The organism is Nocardia brasiliensis, from assembly GCF_011801125.1.
GTDB classification, from domain to species: Bacteria; Actinomycetota; Actinomycetes; order Mycobacteriales; family Mycobacteriaceae; genus Nocardia; species Nocardia brasiliensis_C.
The window spans coordinates 2,245,782-2,265,439 of sequence record NZ_CP046171.1 but is presented as its reverse complement, the minus strand read 5'-3'; the positions used below and the strand labels follow the sequence as shown (position 1 = coordinate 2,265,439).

Annotated in this window: 22 protein-coding genes and 1 tRNA gene; 11 read left to right on the top strand and 12 right to left on the bottom strand. The window is 67.2% G+C overall.

Annotated elements, in window-relative coordinates; translation table 11 throughout:
* The first annotated feature begins 262 nt into the window (after positions 1-262).
* Entirely contained in the window at positions 263-934 is a 672-nt protein-coding gene (locus tag F5X71_RS10230; protein WP_167461721.1) for a hypothetical protein, read from the top strand.
* A gap of 46 nt (positions 935-980) precedes the next feature.
* Complete coding sequence (locus tag F5X71_RS10225) at positions 981-2,537, top strand: M1 family metallopeptidase (RefSeq protein WP_167461720.1); 1,557 nt, start codon at positions 981-983, stop codon at positions 2,535-2,537.
* Positions 2,538-2,624: 87 nt separating this feature from the next.
* Here the strand turns inward: F5X71_RS10225 and F5X71_RS10220 are convergent, their stop codons facing one another.
* Both F5X71_RS10220 and F5X71_RS10215 read right to left on the bottom strand, forming a co-directional pair.
* Positions 2,625-2,966: a hypothetical protein gene (locus F5X71_RS10220; RefSeq protein ID WP_238815820.1), complete on the bottom strand. Its 342-nt coding sequence runs from the start codon at positions 2,964-2,966 to the stop codon at positions 2,625-2,627.
* A 23-nt stretch (positions 2,967-2,989) separates the two neighbouring features.
* Positions 2,990-3,352 (bottom strand): MerR family transcriptional regulator, encoded by a 363-nt coding sequence (locus F5X71_RS10215; protein WP_167461719.1) that lies wholly within the window; start codon positions 3,350-3,352, stop codon positions 2,990-2,992.
* 50 nt (positions 3,353-3,402) lie between these two features.
* On the opposite strand from F5X71_RS10215, the gene F5X71_RS10210 reads away from it, so the two are divergent.
* Positions 3,403-4,053, top strand: coding sequence for an NAD(P)H-dependent oxidoreductase (locus tag F5X71_RS10210; protein ID WP_167461718.1), 651 nt, complete (start codon positions 3,403-3,405; stop codon positions 4,051-4,053).
* Here F5X71_RS10210 and F5X71_RS10205 read toward each other — a convergent pair.
* Together F5X71_RS10205 and F5X71_RS10200 are read right to left on the bottom strand one after the other, a co-directional pair.
* On the bottom strand, positions 4,042-5,265 hold the full coding sequence (locus tag F5X71_RS10205; protein WP_167461717.1) for a cytochrome P450 family protein: 1,224 nt from the start codon (positions 5,263-5,265) through the stop codon (positions 4,042-4,044). The genes F5X71_RS10210 and F5X71_RS10205 overlap by 12 nt on opposite strands.
* Positions 5,266-5,452: 187 nt before the next feature.
* Positions 5,453-6,292 (bottom strand): alpha/beta fold hydrolase, encoded by an 840-nt coding sequence (locus tag F5X71_RS10200; RefSeq protein WP_167461716.1) that lies wholly within the window; start codon positions 6,290-6,292, stop codon positions 5,453-5,455.
* Positions 6,293-6,827: 535 nt separating this feature from the next.
* Between F5X71_RS10200 and F5X71_RS10195 the strand changes: the two genes are divergently transcribed.
* Positions 6,828-7,223, top strand: coding sequence for an NUDIX hydrolase (locus F5X71_RS10195; protein ID WP_167461715.1), 396 nt, complete (start codon positions 6,828-6,830; stop codon positions 7,221-7,223).
* A gap of 225 nt (positions 7,224-7,448) precedes the next feature.
* On the opposite strand, the gene F5X71_RS10190 is transcribed toward F5X71_RS10195, so the two are convergent.
* Positions 7,449-7,730, bottom strand: a complete 282-nt coding sequence (locus tag F5X71_RS10190) for a pyrimidine/purine nucleoside phosphorylase (RefSeq protein WP_167461714.1) — start codon at positions 7,728-7,730, stop codon at positions 7,449-7,451.
* Positions 7,731-8,030: 300 nt separating this feature from the next.
* Here F5X71_RS10190 and F5X71_RS10185 point away from each other — a divergent pair, with 300 nt between their 5' ends.
* Positions 8,031-8,402 (top strand): winged helix-turn-helix transcriptional regulator, encoded by a 372-nt coding sequence (locus F5X71_RS10185; protein ID WP_167461713.1) that lies wholly within the window; start codon positions 8,031-8,033, stop codon positions 8,400-8,402.
* A 125-nt stretch (positions 8,403-8,527) separates the two neighbouring features.
* Positions 8,528-9,616 carry a DUF6670 family protein gene (locus F5X71_RS10180; protein ID WP_167461712.1) on the top strand — a complete coding sequence of 363 codons (1,089 nt, stop codon included), beginning with the start codon at positions 8,528-8,530 and terminating at the stop codon, positions 9,614-9,616.
* Here the strand turns inward: F5X71_RS10180 and F5X71_RS10175 are convergent.
* Positions 9,613-10,323, bottom strand: coding sequence for an MBL fold metallo-hydrolase (locus F5X71_RS10175; protein ID WP_167461711.1), 711 nt, complete (start codon positions 10,321-10,323; stop codon positions 9,613-9,615). The two genes, F5X71_RS10180 and F5X71_RS10175, sit on opposite strands and share 4 nt — an antisense overlap.
* Before the next feature lie 434 nt (positions 10,324-10,757).
* Here F5X71_RS10175 and F5X71_RS37720 point away from each other — a divergent pair, with 434 nt between their 5' ends.
* The 3 genes from F5X71_RS37720 (at position 10,758) to F5X71_RS10160 (ending at position 12,589) form a co-directional block, all read left to right on the top strand.
* Positions 10,758-11,018 carry an IS3 family transposase gene (locus F5X71_RS37720; protein WP_428981484.1) on the top strand — a complete coding sequence of 87 codons (261 nt, stop codon included), beginning with the start codon at positions 10,758-10,760 and terminating at the stop codon, positions 11,016-11,018.
* A 171-nt stretch (positions 11,019-11,189) separates the two neighbouring features.
* A complete protein-coding gene (locus tag F5X71_RS10165; protein WP_167461709.1) occupies positions 11,190-12,314 on the top strand; it encodes a hypothetical protein in 1,125 nt (374 codons plus the stop codon).
* Positions 12,311-12,589: a hypothetical protein gene (locus F5X71_RS10160; protein ID WP_167461708.1), complete on the top strand. Its 279-nt coding sequence runs from the start codon at positions 12,311-12,313 to the stop codon at positions 12,587-12,589. Before F5X71_RS10165 ends, F5X71_RS10160 begins: the two co-directional genes overlap by 4 nt.
* A 218-nt stretch (positions 12,590-12,807) precedes the next feature.
* Here the strand turns inward: F5X71_RS10160 and F5X71_RS10155 are convergent.
* Positions 12,808-12,881, bottom strand: a tRNA-Ile gene (locus tag F5X71_RS10155).
* 142 nt (positions 12,882-13,023) lie between these two features.
* Here F5X71_RS10155 and F5X71_RS10150 point away from each other — a divergent pair.
* Positions 13,024-13,455, top strand: coding sequence for a nitroreductase family deazaflavin-dependent oxidoreductase (locus F5X71_RS10150; RefSeq protein ID WP_167461707.1), 432 nt, complete (start codon positions 13,024-13,026; stop codon positions 13,453-13,455).
* Between the two features lie 6 nt (positions 13,456-13,461).
* On the opposite strand, the gene F5X71_RS10145 is transcribed toward F5X71_RS10150, so the two are convergent.
* Positions 13,462-13,659: a hypothetical protein gene (locus F5X71_RS10145; protein WP_167461706.1), complete on the bottom strand. Its 198-nt coding sequence runs from the start codon at positions 13,657-13,659 to the stop codon at positions 13,462-13,464.
* Between the two features lie 56 nt (positions 13,660-13,715).
* Positions 13,716-14,723 carry a zinc-binding dehydrogenase gene (locus F5X71_RS10140; protein ID WP_167461705.1) on the bottom strand — a complete coding sequence of 336 codons (1,008 nt, stop codon included), beginning with the start codon at positions 14,721-14,723 and terminating at the stop codon, positions 13,716-13,718.
* A 552-nt stretch (positions 14,724-15,275) separates the two neighbouring features.
* On the opposite strand from F5X71_RS10140, the gene F5X71_RS10130 reads away from it, so the two are divergent.
* On the top strand, positions 15,276-15,785 hold the full coding sequence (locus tag F5X71_RS10130; RefSeq protein ID WP_238815819.1) for a hypothetical protein: 510 nt from the start codon (positions 15,276-15,278) through the stop codon (positions 15,783-15,785).
* A 10-nt stretch (positions 15,786-15,795) separates the two neighbouring features.
* On the opposite strand, the gene F5X71_RS10125 is transcribed toward F5X71_RS10130, so the two are convergent.
* From F5X71_RS10125 to F5X71_RS10115, 3 genes are read right to left on the bottom strand one after another with little or no spacing between them, the layout of a single operon-like run.
* Positions 15,796-17,574, bottom strand: a complete 1,779-nt coding sequence (locus F5X71_RS10125; protein ID WP_167461704.1) for an SDR family oxidoreductase — start codon at positions 17,572-17,574, stop codon at positions 15,796-15,798.
* A 32-nt stretch (positions 17,575-17,606) separates the two neighbouring features.
* The gene (locus F5X71_RS10120) at positions 17,607-18,728 is read right to left on the bottom strand and encodes a PDR/VanB family oxidoreductase (protein ID WP_167461703.1); all 1,122 of its coding nucleotides are present in this window, start codon (positions 18,726-18,728) and stop codon (positions 17,607-17,609) included.
* On the bottom strand, positions 18,725-19,627 hold the full coding sequence (locus F5X71_RS10115; RefSeq protein ID WP_167461702.1) for a metal-dependent hydrolase: 903 nt from the start codon (positions 19,625-19,627) through the stop codon (positions 18,725-18,727). Before F5X71_RS10115 ends, F5X71_RS10120 begins: the two co-directional genes overlap by 4 nt.
* Positions 19,628-19,658 lie beyond the last annotated feature (31 nt).

The following is a 19,658-nucleotide window of genomic DNA, read 5'->3' as shown; positions in this document are numbered from 1 at the left end:
TTGCATCCCGCGGTCTCGCGGTGTCGGCGCTTCGGTACCGTGATCTCGTCGTTGCCGAGGCGAGTGGCGTTGTCGCGCAAGCGAATGCCACACGCTTCGGCAGATGGGATTGCGGCACCGGAGTCCGGCGCACCGCAACCAGCCGGCGTACTCCTGCGCCACCATTTCTTTTCACAATTCCCGGAATTCTCGGCCGAGCGATTTGTCGAATGGCTTCCCCAGTCCTTCCCCACTCGAATGACCACCTCGAATGTGGTTCTACTTGAGTATGAATTCCCGGCATCCCGAAGGCGGCGAGCTCACCACCGTGCCCATGACGGTGCTGACCGACCACCAGGGCATCGTCACGCAGGTGGTGCCGGATACCCCGGTTCCGCCGCCCTCCGGGGTACCCGCTGAAGCCACCGCCGTCGCGGCCGCGTGGGCGGAGGGCATCCGGCAGCTCTTCGGTGCCGGGTCGGTAGGGGCACTCGTGGTCGACGCGGTGTTCGCGATCGGCGAGGGCGCCACGGTCCGAATGCGGCAGGAGATCGACTCGATTCGGGTCTACGGCGCGTCGGTCGCCGCGGCGCTCGATCCCGCCGGTGCGCTGCTCTCGGTCACCGGCGCATTGGCGCAGCACTCGCGCGGCGCGTTCGCGCCCGGCACCGCCGCACCACCCGCGGCAGCGATCACGGCACGCCGGGCGATGGCGAGCCGCACGCACGCGCCGATCGACGAATTCCACGCCGCCACCGCGCTTCCCGTCTGGTACGACCCGAAGCTGGCCGCCCGTGACGATGCGCAGAGCGTGGCCGTTCCCGCCTACCTGGTCGAGGTGACCGGCGACGGGCACGGCAGGCAGCCCGAGCTGTGGTCGGTATTCGTCGACGCGGGCGACACCGACCGGGTGCTCGACAGCTGGAACGAGACCAAGCACCTCGACCACCGCTGAACCGTCGCGTCCAGCACTACGCCCTCTACCGAAATGGTTGTGTCCCATGCGAATCAGAAAACCATCGGGCAGGTACCTGCCGATCCCCGCGTTACTGCGGTCCCGACCCGCGGTCATCTCCGTTGCGGCCGTCGCGGCCACCCTCGTGGCGACGGGCGCGCCGGTACTGGCCGACCCCGCGCCGCGGGCGCCCGGCGAATCGGTCTCCGCCGCAGGAACTCCGGGATCCGACGGCCTGGGTGATCCGTACTACCCGAAGGACGGCAACGGCGGGTACGACGCGCTCGACTACGACGTCGCCATCGACTACAACCCGTCGAGCCACCGGTTGACGGGCAAGACCACGATCACCGCGAAAGCGACACAGGACCTTTCCAGGTTCAATCTCGATTTCGCCGGTCCCGCGGTCGGCTCCGTCACCGTCAACGGTCAAACCGCCCGCTTCACCCGCGAAGGCGAGCACGAACTGGTGGTGACCCCGAGTGCCGCGCTGCCGACCGGGCAGCCGTTCAAGGTCGTCGTCGACTACGCGGGCACCGCACCGGACACCAAGGGCAACGGCTGGACCTACTCGCCGAGCGGCGGCGCCTTCGCCGCGGGCGAACCGCATTCGGCCACCACGTGGTTCCCGCTGAACGACACACCGCTGGACAAGTCCACCATAACCGTGCGCGCCACCGTGCCGACCGGCTGGGACGTCGCGTCGAACGGAGTGCGCACCTCCGACACGCCCGCGGGTTCGGGCAAGCACACCGTCACCTGGCAGGCGAAGGACCCGATCGTCGGCTACCTGACCACGGTCGCCATCGACAAATTCACCCGCCTCAACCAGAACCTCTCGGGCAAAACGCCTTTGGAGAGCTTCTTCGCGCCGTCGGCGAGGAACAAGCAGGAGCTGGAGAAGAAGCTGCCCGCCGTGCTAGGCCTCGCCGAACAGCTCTACGGGCCGTACCCGTTCGAATCCGGCGGCGGCATCTACGTGGACACCAACCTGCAGTTCTCGCTGGAGACCCAGACCCGGCCGATCTACGCGCCGTGGACCGACCTGAACACGGTCATCCACGAGAACGCCCATCAGTGGTGGGGTGACTCGGTGTCGATCAAGGATTGGCGCGACGTCTGCCTCAACGAGTGCTTCGCCAGCTACACCGCCGACATCCTGTGGCCGGAACGGATCGACCACCGCAACGCAGACCAGATCTATCGCAGCGCCCTTGCCCGCGCCGACCAGCAAAATGTTTGGGCGACACCGCTGTACGACCCGGGCAAGGGCAGGGAGTTCACCACCGTGTACTCCCGCGGTCCGCTGTTCCTGCACGCGCTGCGCCGCGCCATCGGTGATGACGTCTTCTTCACCGCCGTCCGCGATTTCGCGCAGAGCCATCGGCACGGCAACGCCTCGATCCCGGAGTTGCGCCAGTTCGTCCAGTCCCGGACCAAGGAGGACCTGACCGGGTTCTTCGACGCCTGGCTGAACGGTAGGCGGCGGCCCGCCTCCAAGTATCTCTACCCGGGCAGCCTCGGCAGCCAAGGTCTGCAACAGAGCCCCGAAGTGCCCGATCCTGCCGGGGATTGGCCCTTCGGACTCGGGGACCGGAGGTGACACCGCCCTAACCGCCGGCGGTCACGCCAACCCCGAAAAGGCAGGCCAGAGTGGGAGTTTCCCGCTCTGGCCTGCCCACTGTGCTCGTCAGCCCGTGGTGATCCCGGTCGAGAACTTCACCACGACTTTGTCATTGGTGACCTCCTGCACCGTGGCGTTGACGCCGTCGGCGGGCTGGGTCTCACCGAGCGGCACGCTCACCTCCTGACCCGCGACCCGCAGGCTGACCGTATTCCCGTTGACGGCAACCAGTTCCGCGTCGACACCGAGGATGCTGGCCTTGGCGTCCACGCCGCGCGCGAAGGTCACGGTGCAGCCGCCGAAGTTGCATTCGGTCTTGGCGCCCTGGCCCTCCGCGGTGCAGCCGGTCGCGCCGAACGGAGCGAGCAGAGCGAACATTGACACAGCGATCAGCTGTCGTACAGACACGCCGTCAGTGTAGGGCGTGTGGGTTACCGGCCGGCCGCGATATCCGCACGGAGCTGGCCGAGGCTGGCGCGTTCGACGAGGAGCCGCTCGATGCCCATGTCCAGCTGCTTGCGGCGTTCGTCGAGCTGGGCCAGCACCGCCGCACGATCGGCGTCGGTCGCGGTCTGCGGCGCGGTGCAGGCGATGTGGATCAGCTCGGCGGCCTCGGCCAACGACAACCCCGAGCCGAGTAGACAGCGGATATCGTGCACCGTCTTGATGTCCTCGGGCCGATAGTGCCGATAGCCGTTCGGATCGCGCTCGGGCGTCAGCACGCCCGCGTTCTCGTAGTGCCGCAACATGCGCGGACTCGCACCGGTGGCTTCGGCCAGATCACTGATCCGCACCCGACTCGCTCCTTGACATTGACGTTGATGTCATACTTTACCTTCGCCGTATGACGAACGAATCGAGCCGACCGAACGTCCTGCTCGTGGTCGCGCACCCCGACCACGATTCGGCCACCTGGACCATCACCCGCGCGGTCGAGCAGGGTATCCAGTCGAGCGGCACCACCGACGCTCGCACGCATGACTTGACCGCGACCGGCTTCGACCCGGTCTTCACGGCGGCCGACCTCGCGGTGCACCGGCTCCGCGGCGAGGTCCCGGACGACGTGCGCCGCGAACAGGAGCTGATCGAATCCGCCGACGTCGTCGCGCTGCTGTTCCCGGTGTATTGGTGGTCCGTGCCCGCCCTCGCGAAGGGCTGGATCGATCGGGTGTTCAGCCGCCGCTGGGCTTATGAGAATCCCGCGACCGAAAGCGGCAGTGCCGTCGACGAATTGCACTTCATCGCGATCGCCGGCGTCGGCGAGGGCACCTATGAGCGCCGTGGCTACCGGGAGGCGATGGAGCTGCAACTGCGCCACGGCATCGCGGGATACTCGCAGATCGCCACGTCCACACTGCGATTCCTCTACGGCAGTGAAACCGACGACCCGCAGACCCATCAGGAACTCGCCGCGCAGGGCTTCGAACGGGGGGCCGACCTCGCCCACCGCGCGCAGCGCGCGGCCGACCGGAAGCTCAGGGCACTAGCCATGTAGTCGGACCGGGAGGGCTTCGAGGCCGCGAATGAGCAAGCTCGGCTGCCAGCGCAGCTCGGACTCGTCGACGGCCAGTCGCATGTCCGGGAATCGTTGCAGCAGAGCGGTGAACGCGATCTCGGCTTCGAGCCGGGCCAGCGGCGCGCCGACGCAGAAGTGGATGCCGTGACCGAACGCCAGGTGCCCGGCCGTCTCGCCGGTCACGTCGACCTTTTCGGGATCGGCCCACCTGGCCGGATCCCGGTTCGCGGCATTGAGCGAGACATACACGAATTCGCCTGCGGGGATCTCGGTTTCGCCGACCACCATCGGCTCGGCGGTGTAGCGCACGGTCGCCCAATCGACCGGGCCCTCGAAACGCAGGAACTCCTCGATCGCCGCCGGGATCGCCGCCGGGTCCGTGCGCAGGGCTTGGAACTGGGATTCGTTGCGCAGCAACGAATAGGTGCCATTGCTGATGAGGTTGACGGTGGTCTCATGGCCTGCGATCAGCAGCAGGAAGACCATGGAGACCACCTCCTCGTCGGACAGCTGGTCGCCATCGGCCCTGGTCTGCACCAGACCGGAGAGCAGGTCCTCGCCCGGTTCGACCCGCTTGGCCTGCGCCAGCGCACGCAGGTACGGCGCGATCTCGGCACCGCAACGACGCCGTTCCTCCACCCCGCCAACCGCCCCGACCAGCACTTTCGTCCAGTATTGGAAGGTGTCGCGGTCCGCGAACGGCACGCCGAGCAGCTCGCAGATCACCGTGACCGGCAGCGGCGTCGCGAACACCTCCAGCAGGTCGACCTCGTCGTGGCCCGCCATGTCGTCCAGCAGCGCGGCGGTGATCTGCTCGAGCCGGGGCCGCATCGCCGCCACCCGGCGCGTGGTGAAGGTCTTGTTCACCATCTTGCGCAGCCGCGTGTGGTCGGGCGGATCGGAGTTCAGCATGTGCGAAGCCAGCATCAGCAGATCGCCGTTCAGCGTCAGGTCGGGTGTCTTGCGGCGTTGCACCTCCACGACTCCCGCCAGGCTCTTGTGCAACCGCGCGTCGGCCAGCGCGGCCCGCGCCTCGGCATACCTGACGATCAACCACACCGGCATTCCGGTCGGGAAGCGCACCCTGACCACCGGGCCGTGCTCCCGCCAGCGCCGGTAGTAAGTGTGCGGATCGGTGTAGAAGTCCGCGCCGATGTCCTCGATCCGATCCTGCGCCTCGATATCGGCCATGCTGTCTCCCCACTCCGCGAACCGCCCGGTCGAGCCATGAGGCGCCCGGCTGCCCCATCACAACCACCGTACCGAACCGTCGACCGGACCAGCGGAGGGGTCAATTGCCTTGTCCGTCAGCCGATTGCGCACGTCGCGCCGTGCCGCCCGCCGCTGGTCCGGCGCGCGGCACGGTCACCGGCTGAGCTCAGCCGACCGCTGCGGCGGCGGTTTCGATGAGGTCGACGACGGCCTGCGGCTGGGACAACGCGATCGCGTGGCTGCCGGGGCTTTCGACGACGGTCGCCTTGATCCTGGCCGCCATCTCACGCTGTCCCGCGGGTGGAATCATCCGATCGTCCGCGGCGACCAGGGTCCAGCTCGGCAGCGATTTCCAGGCGGGCTCAGCGGTCTTGTCGGTGAACGACGCGACCGCGATCGGGCGCTGCCCGGCGGCAAGCACCGCCGACTCCCCCGCGGGCAGATCCTGCGCGAAGAACTCGCCGAACTTGTCCGCGGCGATGCTCAGCTCGGGCGCGCTGCCCTGCCCGTCCGTCAGCGGGTACTCGTGCGGCACAGTGATTTTGGTGGCGGGCCCGCCGAACCGGCCGTCGAGTTCACCGAGACTCTCGCCCTGGTCCGGGGCGAACGCGGCGATGTAGACCAGACCGGCCGCCTTCGGCGAACCCGTTGCGGCATTGGTGATCACGGCACCGCCGTAGGAGTGCCCGACCACGAGGGTCTTATCGGGCATCCCATCCAAAATGCCGCGGACATAAGCCGCGTCGTAGGTGAGTCCGCGCAACGGAACCGCGGCCGAACGCACCAGATAGCCGTCACGCTGCAGCCGATCAGCCACCTTGCTCCAACTCGAGGCATCGGCGAACGCGCCGTGCACGAGCAGCACCGCAGGCTTGACCGCCGGTGCCGCCACCGGGGTCTTGTCGTCGGCATTGGCCGAGCATGCCGTAGCCGCCAGCCCCAACACGACTGTCGAGGTGATCAGCACGGTGCGTCCGAAACCGAGCCGCTTGCGGGAGGTATTCATGGTCGAGCAGGGCCTTTCTGGTGAATCCGATGAGTGGGCGCCGGGGTCGAGGCATCAGGGCCTGCGACTCCGTCGCGGCCAGTGCGGGTTTCGGCACGACGACCCCTTACGCGTTTGTGACGCAGGGCTTCCGGCACCCACGAACGATGATGTGCGAGCGGGCTCACCAGCCGCTGAACGGTTCCTGAACGGGCTGGTCAGGGGATGATTGCCCCGGGCTCGCCAGAGAGAAAAGCGCGACCGACGGGTGAACGGGAACGCGGCCAACAGTGATCGGAACGCGCGCGGCAGCCCACGGCGCGGTGGGTGCAGCGCGTGTGCGACATGCTGGCGCATGGTCCGAGCCAGGCACTCACGCCGCTCGAGGCTTAGCCCGCACTCAGCCGCTGCCGCCGGCCGACTTCGGTGACACCGAGAAACGCACCCACGACAATGTTCGTCACGGAGCCACGAATCTGGTCGCCTCGCTCAATTGTCGACAGCAATCGGCAGTAGCGTTGCCGACAGCACCGCACCCTCCAGGAGGAACAGCGACATGATCGACAAGGTGGCCTGGATACATCTGGTCAACGGCAAAGTGCTGAGCACCCGATCCCACGGCAAAGATGTCTACTACCTGCCCGGTGGGAAGCGGGAGCCCGGCGAATCCGACACCGAAACGCTGGCACGCGAGGTGCGGGAGGAGTTGACCGTTCGCATCGATCCCGCAACCGCGCGCCACGTCGGCACATTCGAAGCTCGAGCCCATGGCCATCCCGAAGGCGTTACCGTTCGAATGACTTGCTACACAGCGGAGTTCACCGGAGATATCCAAGCCGCAAGTGAGATTGCCGAGGTCGTGTGGTCGGTCGATTCCGACCGCGAACACGTGTCGCCCGTTGATCGATTGATTTTCAGCCACCTTCGCGAACAGGGGCTCCTGGACGAATAGGCAACGTCGGCACCGCATCTGCCCAACGCACCGCTGAACCTCCCGGCGAGATCCATCCCCTCGAATGGGTCACCGTAGTACACGGGGCGTAAACACAACGGGCGCACGACACACCAGTTCAACCAGGACGCCCCGGATCCGATTCAGGTCAGCGACATCAATCGACCCGACTCCCCTGCACCGCAAGGCAACCGGCGTCCCCACTGACCTGATCGAACAACTACCTCAGCGGTACTCGCACAGGTACGCCGTGGCGACGGCCACCTCGACGTCGAACTTGCTGTCCGCGGGCACCTCGAACTTCTCGCCGGCCGAGTAGGTCACGAACTCGTCGGAGCCGGGCAGTTTGACGGTCAGCGCGCCCGAAACCACCTGCATGATCTCCAGCTGCGAGGTCCCGAACTGGTACGTCCCCGGCGCCATCACCCCGACGGTCGCCGGTCCGTCCGCCGTCTCGAACGCCAGCGACTTGACCGTCCCGTCGAAGTACTCGTTGACCTTGAACACCCACGCTCCTCTGCTCCGATGAACGGCCAGACTACCGCCCACCACCCTCACCAGCACAAACGCATCCCGCCAGCCCGGTTCAGGGATCAACGGTGTCCGACGCCCTGCAGCGCGACCTAAAACTTCGCGTGCGCCTGCGCATAAGAGACCCGCTCGTCATAGATCGTGCACCTCGCACGGTCCCCGGCGGCCGCCGTCATCGCCAGCTCGCCGAAGGGTCGGCCCCACCCCCGCCGCAGTGCTGAGTATCGGCTCATCGGTTTGAAAACCGAACCACTATGGAGCCAGTAGGCTGGGCGGATGGGTGAGGCGCGAGTTCCCAGGCCGGGCGCGGCGGTCCGTGGGTCGACCACGGGGCAACCGTTGATGGCGGCGTTCGATCTACTGGGGCGGCGGTGGGCGATCCGAGTTCTGTGGGAACTGCGCGGTGACGCGATCGGGTTTCGCGATCTCCGCCGGGCACTGGAGGGAATCTCCACGAGCGTGCTCAGCACGCGATTGCGCGAGTTCGTCGAGGTAGACGTGGCGGCGACCGACGAAGACGGGCGATACACACTCACGCCGCTCGGCGCGGACCTGCTACTGGCACTTGCACCGTTGAAGCTCTGGTCCGCCAGTTGGGCGAACCACCTCGAGACGCGGCAAGCCATCCCCGACAAGCAGTCCTCGTAGCACCGAACTCCGTCACCCGTTGAACCAATACCGCACAGCGGAGGTCGGCCACCCCTACCAAGCGGTTCGAAATTCGAACCGATTTTCGCTAGGCAACGCCCCGTCGACTGGGTAGGGTTCGACCCATGCGACCGAACCTTTTCTGGCGGACGGTGAAACCGGCGATCTTCCACGCGATGCCGTACCTGTCGAAGTCGGCGATTCGCGCCACCGGCCGGCCGTTCACCCGGCCGGAGATGCTGCGACCGCACGTCGGCGGGCACCGCTACGGATGGACGCACTACGGCGTGATGCTCCCCGACCTGCCCGAACCGCACCGCTACTTCAGCACGATGGTGCTCGCGGGACTGCTCGGCGCGACCGCGTTCGACAACGACGAGTCCGTCACGACCACCCCGCGCGACACCGTGACAGTATCGACTTCGACCGCGGCGCCCGATGCCGCGTTCTATCGCGCCTATTCGATGACCGAGCAGTGCCGGCTCGAGCCCGATGGGTCCCGCTTGGATTTCGGTACCGAACTCAGCATCAGCGGCGCCTACCCGGACTTCCGGGTTTCGGTCCGCACCGAGCACCTCACCGCGGAACTGCGACTACGCGCGACCGGGCAGGTCGCGTGGTTCGCCCGCACCCCGCTCTATGACCACGTGAGTCTGCTCGTCGAATACGACGGCCAGATCACCGCCGCGGGCGACACCACCGCGGTGTCGGGCGTCGGCACCTTCGAATACGCCGCGTGCCTGGGCCCGCACGGACTGCTCGACCGCCGGTTCGGCCCGGCCGCAAAGGTTCCGGTCGATTTCTTCACCTACCACGTCGTCGGCATCGACGCCCGCACGCAGCTACTGCTGTGCGATGTCCACGCCATGGGTGAACCGCTGGCGACACTGGCCTATCACCGCTCGGTGGGCGGTCCCACCTGGGTCACGCACGACCGGGTCCGGTTCGAGGTCACCGAGTACGCCGCGGAGGACACCGTGGACCCTTACGGCAAACCGATGCGCCTCCCCGTCCGTTTCACCTGGACGGCAGGCACCGACCTGATCCTGCACGGCGTCGTCGACTCACCACCGCGCTTCGGCGTCGGACGCGGCTACATCATCGGCTACCACTGCCACGGCACCTTCCAAGGCCGCGGCTTCACCTCGCGCGGCTACCTGGAATACGTCGACGCCGCAGCCGTCGACCGCACGCGGTCTTCCGCGATTACCTAAGCGGCGCTTGGCTTCTCGGGCTCCCCATGCCCCGGGACGATCAAGCGTGGCGCGGAACCGAGCAGGGCGTCCGCGGTGCGGCGGGTGAGGTCTTCGTCGTGATTGAACACCGTCGGCAGCAGCTGCGGGCCGCAGGTGGCCAGCAGCGGATGACCGGTGACGAGCGCGTCGCCGCTGAACAGGATCTGCTGATCCGGCAGAAAGTAGGCGGTGTGCCCCGAGGTGTGCCCCGGCGCCGGTATCGCGGTGAACCCGCCCGGCAACGCGCGAAGGGCGTCATCGTCGTAGGTGGTAGCGCTGGGCACTTTCATCTTGATGTGTCCCACCACCGCACGCACCGTCTGGGCGACCCAGCGCGGCCCGCCCGGCGTGCGCAACAACCCGACCATCTCGACCGGAGTGACCTGCTGCAGATATTCGCGACGAGCGTGCGCCGCCTCTTCGGCACCGGTATAAACCGGAACTCCGGTGCGGCGCACCAGGGTTGGGATGGCGCCGATGTGGTCGAGGTGCGCGTGCGTCACCAATACCGCTGCCAGATCATCGAGTTCGTGGCCGATCTGCCGGATGGAATCGAGCACCGCCTCGGTGTCCCTCGGATAACCGGCGTCGACCAGGGTGACACCGGACCCGTCGGTGACCAGCGACCAATTGACGTTCGTGCCCGCCACGACATACACGGAGTCGGCTACCTGGGTGATGCGCATGTCAGTGGTTCGCCTCTCCGATGTGATGTTCGCTCATGCCGACCTCATCGATCTCCAGGCGCAGCCGGTCGCCCGGTTGCAGCCACTGTGCCAATTCCATGCCACTGCCACCGGGAAGTACCCGGTCGCGATCAGCACGCCGGGACTCGTCCTCGAGGCCCGTGCGCGATCGCTTCGAGCACCGAGTATCGCACGGTACCGGCGCTCGTGCGCGCGACGGTTTTCTCATTGATCTGCACGTTCGCGGTCTGATCGGCGATGCGGCCCAGGGCCGGTGGCATCGGTGGCCGGCAGTCGGCACGGCTTTCCGTACCGACTTCGGTGTTGCCCGGTCACCCGGCAGGCGAACCACTCGCTCACTTCGAGCACGCGCATCAGGTGCGCCACGGCCGCCCGCCGGCTCGACCTACACGGCGATTCGGTTCGCGAACAGGTTGTCCGACAACAGGATCGCTCAGTCGATGGGTTCGGTCGGGGACAGCTACGACAATGCGCTCATGGAGAACTTCTTCTCCACACTGAAGACCGAGCTGGTCTACCGGAACTCTTGGCGCACAAGGCAAGACGCAGAGAACGCCTTGTTCTCCTATTACGGCTGGTACAACACCCAACGCATCCAGAAGAAGCTGGATTGGCGATCACCCGACGAGCACGAAGCCAGCTACCATCAACGAGTTCTGGCCGGAACCAGCTAATCCGCTCTCCGGATCAGCGGGGGAACCTCAATCAGTATGTGTTTGATGTCCAGTAACGATAACAGGCGGGGTGGCGGGATCTAGCCTGGTTCTACGCCAAGAACCGGGTCCTCGACGGCGACCGTTTCTACGCCACGGACTCCTGACCACACCAGCCAGAAAGAGGTTCCGTTGACCATGGCCCCAACCGGTGCGGTGAGTGTCGATCACCACCAGTTCCTGCTCACCGCCGCCGCGACCGACCCCACCGATATCACCGCCGAATCCGACCTGATCTGGACCGGCCCCGGATTCGTCGCCGTCCAGGCCGGGATCGCCTACGGCCCAGTCACTCTCACCCTCGACACCACCGCCGAAAGCGGCGTCGAGCTCACCGACTGGGACATCGTCGAGGAAACAGTGATCGAGTCCGCCGAGGAACTGCTGGTGATCAGCCTCGATGGACACGTCGCCGAACAATTCGCCCCCGTCCCGCCCGGACGCTACCGAGTCCGCGTGCATGCCCGCGGACGCGACCTCAACTACGACATCGACGTCACCGAACCCAGCGAGACCTACCTGATCCAGATTCAGCTCATACCTGCCCGCGATGACGGCGGGATGGGCGTGATCACCAGCCTGCACACCGCCAGCGGCCCCGGCAGGCCACCGGCCAAAACCATTCCCGTGCTCGACTACGACCACGTCTACATCACCGGCCCCGACAACCAGCAAGTCAAGGTCCACCACGACAGTCCCCAGGCCCACGCCGTCTATGCCCAACGGGGTACCTGGAGCGGACGTCCACCCAGCCCGGACGTGACCGCCGACCACATCCGCTACTACTCAGCGTCGGTGGTTGCCGACTGGGACCGCGACCTCGTCGACGACATCGACGCGATCCCCCCGCGCCGCCAGCACGACCTGGCCCGCTGGTGTGCACACCGCGCGTTCGAACGCGCCGGACTCACCGCCCACGCCGACTTCCGGGCTGCCCTCGACGCAATGGACCACGACATCACTCCGCCACCGGACTTCGCCAACGCCTCATTACTGCGCCACCGCATCGACACCGACCCCGCCATCACCCTGACCGTCGTGCCAGGCTTCGCCGGCAACAGCGAAAGAATCCCCCAGCACACCGCGACCGGCTCCTACATCGTCGCCGTTGATCAACCCGACCCCGTCAAAGCCGCCTTCGACGCCGTCCGGTTTACTGCCGAAACCTACGGACCCGACTATCGGCAACTCTTCGACCGCATCCGAACCGAATTCCTAAGCAACTTCGGTCCGGACGATGTCCAGCGGGAATCATGAAACGCAAGCCCGTTTTGCTCGGCATCGTGCTGGCGGCTATCGGAGCCGGTGTTCTCGCGCAATCCAGCGCCGGGTCCAAACCCCCAGACCAGACCCCCAGCACACCCGACCAGCAACCACCGACCGAGGAACCCGTCATCGAGGACGGCACACCGTCGACCTGGCACGACTTCATCGACGACTCCCGCAAGGGCAGTTCGCACAACGGCCCTCCCACAGATCTCGGTCCTGCCACGACCGGCACGGACTCGACCGCCGAAAGAACCAACGAGTAGCCCGAAGCCTACGAAGCCGAGCGCTGTGCCGCATTCACATTCGGACCGGATTACCCCGAACTCTTCGACCGTATGCGCACCCGATTCCTCCTCAGCACCCCTGGCCCGGGCGGTTTCCAGATACGCGACCAGAACGAGCCGAAACCATGACCGCGTGGGGTGCTCTCGCAGGCCTGGGTGGCGAGTGACCCGTACTCCAGGAGTTCAGAGGGGGTTTGTGGGGCGGGTGGGGCTCGAACCCACGACCAATGGATTATGAGTCCACGGCTCTAACCGACTGAGCTACCGCCCCGGGGCTGCGGGGAGGTTCCGCAGCTTCGGGGATGGTACCGGCTCGGGTGGGGCGGACACCACTTGGACCCGCGGGGCGGGTGGAGGTGCTGGGGGTGGCGGTTAGGGTGAGGTGTCCCGCAACCGTATGGAGGGTTTGGACCATGGCCAGTGTGTTCGCGAATGTGCTGAAGGTGCATCAGTGGGTGTACGAGAACAGTGGCGGGCTGGTCGGCCATCGAATCCTGTTCGGGAATCCGACGTTGCTGCTGCGGACGGTGGGGCGCAAGACGGGGCAGGCGCGGACGTCGGCGCTGACCTATGCGCGCGATGGGGCGGACTATCTGGTCACGGCGTCCAACGGCGGTTCGCCGCGCCCGCCGGGGTGGCTGGCGAATCTGAAGGCGCGTCCGGAGTGCGAGATCCAGGTGGGGCGACGCACGACGCGGGTGACCGCGCGGGCCACGTATCCCGAGGATTCGGAGTATGCCCGCCGGTTCGCCTTGGTCGACAAGGTGAACCAGGGTCGCTACACGGAATACCAGAAGCAGACGAAGCGGCCCATTGCTGTGGTGGTGCTGACGCCGGTCGGCTGAGCAAGCTCAGTCGCGGCGGTATTCGTCGTAGTCGTCGTCCTCGCCGTAGCCGTCGCGCCGGTCGTCCCATTCTTCGTCGTAGTCGTCGGGATCCTCCCGCTCCCAACGGTTCCCGTCGGACGGGGGTCTGCTGGCGATTTGCACGACAGCGACGACGACAACGAGCACAAGAACGACTACACCCACAACGATCAGAGTCTCCACGCAGGGCACCCTAGCGCCGAGCCAGGGTGCCCGCCAGACCGTCGAACCGATCGGTCTCAGACAGCGGATTCGACGGTCAGCAAGGTGCGTCCGAGCGCGGTCCGCGATTCGATGGCAGCGTGTGCGTGCGCGGCCTCCTCAAGCGAAAACGTCTGTCCTACCACGACTTCCAGACGTCCGGCGGCTGCCTCGGCGAGCGAACGCTGGGCTAGCCCCTGCCAGTCGGTGTCGCCGTTCGTGAGATCGAACAAGCCGTAGACGGTGATGTCGTGCGCCGCCACAACATCGGCGTCGGGCTCGGCGAATTCGCCTGCCGAAACGCCGTATCCGAGGAACCGGCCGTGGTCCGCGACGGCGTCGAGAGCCGCCTCGCCCAGCGCACCACCGGCACCGTCCAGAACAACCTGCACGCCGCCGCCACCGGTGGCCGCGCGCGCCGTGGCCGCCCAGCCGGATTCGGTGTAGTCGAGCACAATCTCGGCACCGAGTCGTTGGGCCAGTTCGAGTTTGGCGCCGCCGCGCGCGGCGGCGATCACGTGCGCGCCCGCGGCCCGCGCCAGCTGGATCAGCAAGGTGCCGAGTCCGCCACCGGCCGCGGTGATCAACACCCATTCGCCGGGGCGGATGGCGGCGCGGTCGAATACCGCGAGCGCGGTGGTGCCGTCATGGACGAGCGCGACGGCTTGGGCGGCACTGAGCCCCTCGGGTACCGCGGTGAGCGTCTCGACGCCGGCCAGCGCCTTCTCGGCATACCCACCGATCGGCCGGCCGCCGCCGACCCGGCTGGCCGCGGTCGAGGTGGCGACCCGCCGCCCGAGCCACGACGAGTCGACGTCGGCGCCGACCTCGGTGACGACACCCGACACCGCGCCACCCGGCACATACGGCGGCTCCAGCCGGAAGAAGTCGCCACCCCAGCCGCCGCGCAGCCTGGTGTCGAGGAACATCACATCGGCGGCAGCCACCGTGACGACCACCTGTCCCGGCCCGGCGACAGGCTCGGGCACCTCACGCACCGTGAGTACTTCCGGCCCACCGAATTCCACTGCGTGTACGGCCCGCATGACATCCTCCATCGCTGATCTGCCGAGCTTCGACAAAGCCAGCATGGAACCTCTAGTTTTGTTGAGGTCAAGCCGTCGGTCGCGATTCCGCTCAGCGCGTAACCGTCAGGAGCTACCCCCACCACAACTACTGCCCCCGCCACAGCTACTACCACTGCCCCCGCCACAGCTACTGCCACCACCGCAGCTACTGCCACTGCCCCCGTTGCCGCTGTCGTGATGCCCGCCGTGATGATGGCCGCCGGGCCCGGAATCCCACCCGCCGGCGCAACTGCTGTCCGGGCCGGAATCGCTGCCGAATCCGGCAGCGCCGGCGGCCCAGTACGGATCCGAATTCTCGTATCCCCCGCTGTGCCTACGGGGATGGCCACCTGGCTGCACCCCGAACGGCGGAATGCGCGCATTGCGCGTCGAATTGCGAACCACGCCGAGGATGACCAGCGGCACCACAATGATCGCCACCAGCATGAGGATCGCCATGAGGAGAATCAGGCCGACAAGCACACTCATTCATGAACGGTAGCGTTCCCGGCCTGCTGCGTACAGTGAACTGTGCTGTCTTTCGGTTTGCGCGGAGCGCGACCGCGAAAAGTCGACCTGACCGAGGTCGATGCCGCGGTCGCCGCGCTGGAATTGCCCGATGCCGTTTTCAAGACCTGTCCGTGGCAGCCACGCGAATTGGTGGCGACCGGATTGCGGCAGTGGCTGCGCTGCTGTGGAGCGGCGATGCGGGACGGACAGGTGATCGGTATGTCCTCACACGCGGTGGACGAGGCGTGGCACGGACTCATTCTCTGCACCGAACGCTATGCCGCGTTCTGCGCGGCCGCCTACGGCCGTTTCCTGCACCATTTCCCGGAGGGCGCCGGGCCGCCGAACCCCGCACACGGCACGATGGGTCAGCAGCTCGGCCGCACCGTGGTGGCCTGGGCACTGGTGGCCGCGCCCGGCGAGGAGTGCGTGCTGTGGGACCTGGACCGCAGGGTCGGCGTCGAGCACCCGTGGGGTGTCGACGCCGAGCGCGTCGCGGCCATCGAGGCGCAGCTGCGCACCCTGCCCTGAGTGCGGCGGGTCAGGTGAGCTTCACCCGCGCCGCGACGAACCGGCCGACAGCGGGCGCGAGCCTGCTGAAGTGGTACTGCAACCGCGCCTCCGGCGTGACCGGGACGATGCTGCGGTCCTTCTCGACGGCGCGCACGATCTGCTCGGCCACCTTCTCCGGTCCGTAACTGCGCCTGCGGTAGAGGTTGTCGTACTTCTCCTGCTTGCGCCGCTCCTCTTCCACACTGAGACCCGAAAACCTGGTGTTGGCAACGATATTGGTGTGCACGATGCCCGGGCAGATGGTGTGCACGGAGATGCCGCGGCCGGCCAGCTCCGCACGCAGGCAGTCGGAGAACATGAAGACGGCCGACTTGCTGGTGGAGTAGGCACTGAAGTTCTGCTGCGGGCTGTAGGCCGCCATGCTGGACAGGTTGACGATGTGCCCGCCGAGACCGCGTTCGGCCATCGCGGAACCGAAGGCGCGGCACCCGTTCACCACACCGCCGAGGTTGATCCGCATGACGCGATCGAACTCCGCCGCCGAGGTGTCGAAGAACCCGCCCGCCTGGCCGACTCCGGCATTGTTGATCAGGATGTCCGGCACGCCATGGGTTTCCAGCACGGCCGTGGCGTGCTCCTGCACGGCGTCCTGATCGGAGACGTCGAGCTGATAGGCATGCGCCACACCGTTTTCCGCGGCGATCAGCGCCGCGGTCTCCTTGGCGGCGACGAGATTGATGTCCGAAAGCACGATCTCGGCACCACGCCGGGCGAGCGCGAGCGCGGTCTCGCGTCCGATGCCGCTGCCGCCGCCGGTGATGACCACCAGTTGATCCTCGAACGGCATTGCGCTGCGGCCGACTTCGGCCCGCCGGAGCCCGCGCGGCGCAGTGGCGCCGTTGACCGTGTCGATCAGCTCGGTCGCCGCGGTGGCCAGCAATTCCGGGTGTGAGAACGGCATCCAGTGCCCGGCGGGCACGTCACGCCGCCACAGCTTGCGCACCCACTTGTTCTCGTCGTCGAAGCCCGCGGGCCGGACCGCCACGTCGCGACCCGCGACGATCAGCTGCACCGGCACCTCGGTGCGCCGCTCGCGGGGAGAAAGCATGCGCTGCACGATGTTCGCGCGGTAGATCAGCAGGCCGTCGACGGAGTCCTGCCGGAACGTCGGCCCCAGCTTCACCTTCGACGGCGCGGTCTCGTTCATGATCGCGACCACCCGCTGCCAGCGCTGTTCGGTGCCGAGCAGACCGAACACCGCCCGCGGCAGGCCCGGCGTCATAAAGAAGAAGGTGTAGGCCGAGGACAGCAGCTGGGTGAACGGCTGCCAGATGTTGCGCGGTGTCGGCTTGGACAGCCGGTCGCGCATCCAGTGCCCGATATGGTCGAGATTCGGCCCCGACACCGAGGTGAACGAGGCCACGCGCACGCTGGCCTGCGGTTCGCACACCGCCTCCCACACCTGCACCGAACCCCAGTCGTGGGCGAGCACATGCACCGGCCGGTCCGGGCTGACCGCGTCGGCGACCGCGTAGAAGTCGGCGGCGAGGTGGTCGAGCCGGAAGTCCTGGGTGCGCCTGGTGCGGGTGGAGCGGCCGTGGCCCCTGGTGTCGTAGGTGACGACGTGGAAGCGACGCGCGAGCAGCGGCACCACCGCGTCCCACAGGTGATTGGTGTCGGGCCAACCGTGTACGAGGAGCACGGTGTCGGCGGCCGGGTCGCCGTATTCGTAGACAGCGAGCTCGAATTCACCGCTGCGCACGGTGCGCTCGGCGGCTACCAGCTCCGGCTGATCGATGGTCGTCATCGGGGTTTCTCCTTGGTGACCAGAGGTCGTGGTTACAGATCGAGCACCAGTCGCCCACCGGCGGAACGGGATACACAGACGAGCATCTCGCCCGCCTCGTGTTCGGCCGCGGTGAGGACGGTTTCGCGATGCTCCGGTGTGCCTGCGAGTACCCGCACCTTGCAGGTGCGGCAGAAGCCCTGGCGACACGAATACGGCCGGTCCGGCCTGGCTGCCAGGATGGTGTCCAGGGCCGAGCGATCCGCGGCCACCTCGACCACCTCGCCGGTCGAGGCGAGCTCGATCTCGAAGGGCACGCCGTCGATGATCGGCGGCGGCGAGAAGCGTTCGGAATGCAGTTCCACGCCGGGCATTTCGCGCGCCGCGGCGGCCACCGCGGTGGTCATCGGAACGGGACCGCAGCAGTAGACCGCGGTCTCCGGGCCGACGCCGGGCAGCAGCGCGGCCGCGTCGGGCAGGCCGTGCTCGTCGTCGGTGCGCACGGTGACACGGTCACCGAATCCGGCGATCTCGTCGAGGAACGGAATGGTGTCGCGGCTGCGGCCGGTGTACACCATCGACCAGTCGATACCGAGCCGATGCGCCAGCCGCGCCATCGGCAGGATCGGCGTGATGCCGATGCCGCCCGCGACGAAATGCAAACGCCCGGCGGGCGATCCGTAGCCGGGCACGGCGAACGGAAAGGCATTGCGCGGGCCACGCACGGTGATCCGCGCGCCGACCGGCAGCGCGTCGTGCACCTCCATCGAGCCGCCGAGACCGTCCGGAATCCGCCGCACCGCAACGCGATACGCGCGGGTGTCGGCCGGATCGCCGCACAGCGAATACTGGCGCAGCCGGCCGGAGGGCAGCTCGAGATCCAGATGCGCGCCCGGCCGCCACGGCGGCAGCTCACGCTGATCCGGCGCCGCCAGGCGCAGGCTCACCACATCCTGGTCGTGCGCCTCGATCCGGCGTTCGGTGACCACCAGCGACATGCGCCGATCATCCACCCGGGGCGTGAGATCGCGCCGGTTGATCAGCGTGGTCCAGCGCAGTCGCGCCGAGGCGACCGCGTCGAGCACCCGCACCGCACGATCCTGAACGGGCTTGCCGAACAGATCGGCGGGCAACTGCCCGGGGATGGGCCGATGGCTCACCACCGCACCCGTCATGACGCGATCGCTTGCGCGGCTGGCGATTTCGCCAGGTAGGCGACAGCCTGCGCGGTAGACCCGACCGAGCCAGGGTTATAACCCGGCTTGAAGGTGGTCACCGCGCTCCACAGCAGTGAGGGCACCCCGGGCAGCGCGCCGCGCCACATCGCGCCGAGCACTCGTTTGAGCAACCGCGGGTAGCCGAGGTCGGGCAGCGCCGGATCCTGATGCACCATGTATTTCGTACCGCGCGCCACCAGGGCGATGAAGGTGGGGAAGATGAACATCATGATCGCCGCGCGCCGCAGATAGCCCGCGCCGAAGTAGACGGCGACATCGTGGGCGACGTGCCGGTGTTCGACTTCCTCGGCCCCGTGCCAGCGGAACAGGTCCGCGATGCGCGGCTCGGCGTCGAACTTCTCCAGATCGGCATTGAGCACCCAGTCGCCGAGGTAGGCGAAGAAGTGCTCGAGGCAGGCGATCACCGTGAGCCGCTCGACCAGCGTCTGACGGGCCGCGATTCCCTCGTTGCCCCTGGGCCCCAACGTCTTACGGAAGAGGTATTCGGCTTGCCGCACATAGGGCTGCGGATCGACGCCGTGCGCGGTGAGCACCTCGTGCAGCACCTTGTCGTGCGTTTCGGCGTGCATGGATTCCTGGCCGATGAAGCCGAGCATGGCCTCGCGCAGCTTCTCGTCCTTCACGAACGGCAGCGCCTCGCCGTAGGCGGCGCAGAACATGCGCTCCCCCTCGGGCAGGAGCAGGTTCAGCGAGTTGATCAGGTGCGAGGCGATCGGCTCGCCAGGCATCCAGTGCAGTGGGGTGTCAGCCCAGTCGAATTGCACATTGCGCGCCTGGAGCGCGACCTCACCCGGATCGATGTCCGGGCGCCGCTCTCCCCTGCGAAGTAGCTTCATCGATACTCCTCGTCACTCACGCTTCCAGCGG

Bases quoted from the DNA above. Each gene is read 5' to 3' on its own strand.
- F5X71_RS10225 (WP_167461720.1), top strand. From the start codon at position 981: ATGCGAATCAGAAAACCATCGGGCAGGTACCTGCCGATCCCCGCGTTA.
- F5X71_RS10210 (WP_167461718.1), top strand. From the start codon at position 3,403: ATGACGAACGAATCGAGCCGACCGAACGTCCTGCTCGTGGTCGCGCAC.
- F5X71_RS10205 (WP_167461717.1), bottom strand. From the start codon at position 5,265: ATGGCCGATATCGAGGCGCAGGATCGGATCGAGGACATCGGCGCGGAC.
- F5X71_RS10200 (WP_167461716.1), bottom strand. From the start codon at position 6,292: ATGAATACCTCCCGCAAGCGGCTCGGTTTCGGACGCACCGTGCTGATC.
- F5X71_RS10195 (WP_167461715.1), top strand. From the start codon at position 6,828: ATGATCGACAAGGTGGCCTGGATACATCTGGTCAACGGCAAAGTGCTG.
- F5X71_RS10185 (WP_167461713.1), top strand. From the start codon at position 8,031: ATGGGTGAGGCGCGAGTTCCCAGGCCGGGCGCGGCGGTCCGTGGGTCG.
- F5X71_RS10180 (WP_167461712.1), top strand. From the start codon at position 8,528: ATGCGACCGAACCTTTTCTGGCGGACGGTGAAACCGGCGATCTTCCAC.
- F5X71_RS10175 (WP_167461711.1), bottom strand. From the start codon at position 10,323: ATGCGCATCACCCAGGTAGCCGACTCCGTGTATGTCGTGGCGGGCACG.
- F5X71_RS10160 (WP_167461708.1), top strand. From the start codon at position 12,311: ATGAAACGCAAGCCCGTTTTGCTCGGCATCGTGCTGGCGGCTATCGGA.
- F5X71_RS10150 (WP_167461707.1), top strand. From the start codon at position 13,024: ATGGCCAGTGTGTTCGCGAATGTGCTGAAGGTGCATCAGTGGGTGTAC.
- F5X71_RS10140 (WP_167461705.1), bottom strand. From the start codon at position 14,723: ATGCGGGCCGTACACGCAGTGGAATTCGGTGGGCCGGAAGTACTCACG.
- F5X71_RS10125 (WP_167461704.1), bottom strand. From the start codon at position 17,574: ATGACGACCATCGATCAGCCGGAGCTGGTAGCCGCCGAGCGCACCGTG.
- F5X71_RS10120 (WP_167461703.1), bottom strand. From the start codon at position 18,728: ATGACGGGTGCGGTGGTGAGCCATCGGCCCATCCCCGGGCAGTTGCCC.
- F5X71_RS10115 (WP_167461702.1), bottom strand. From the start codon at position 19,627: ATGAAGCTACTTCGCAGGGGAGAGCGGCGCCCGGACATCGATCCGGGT.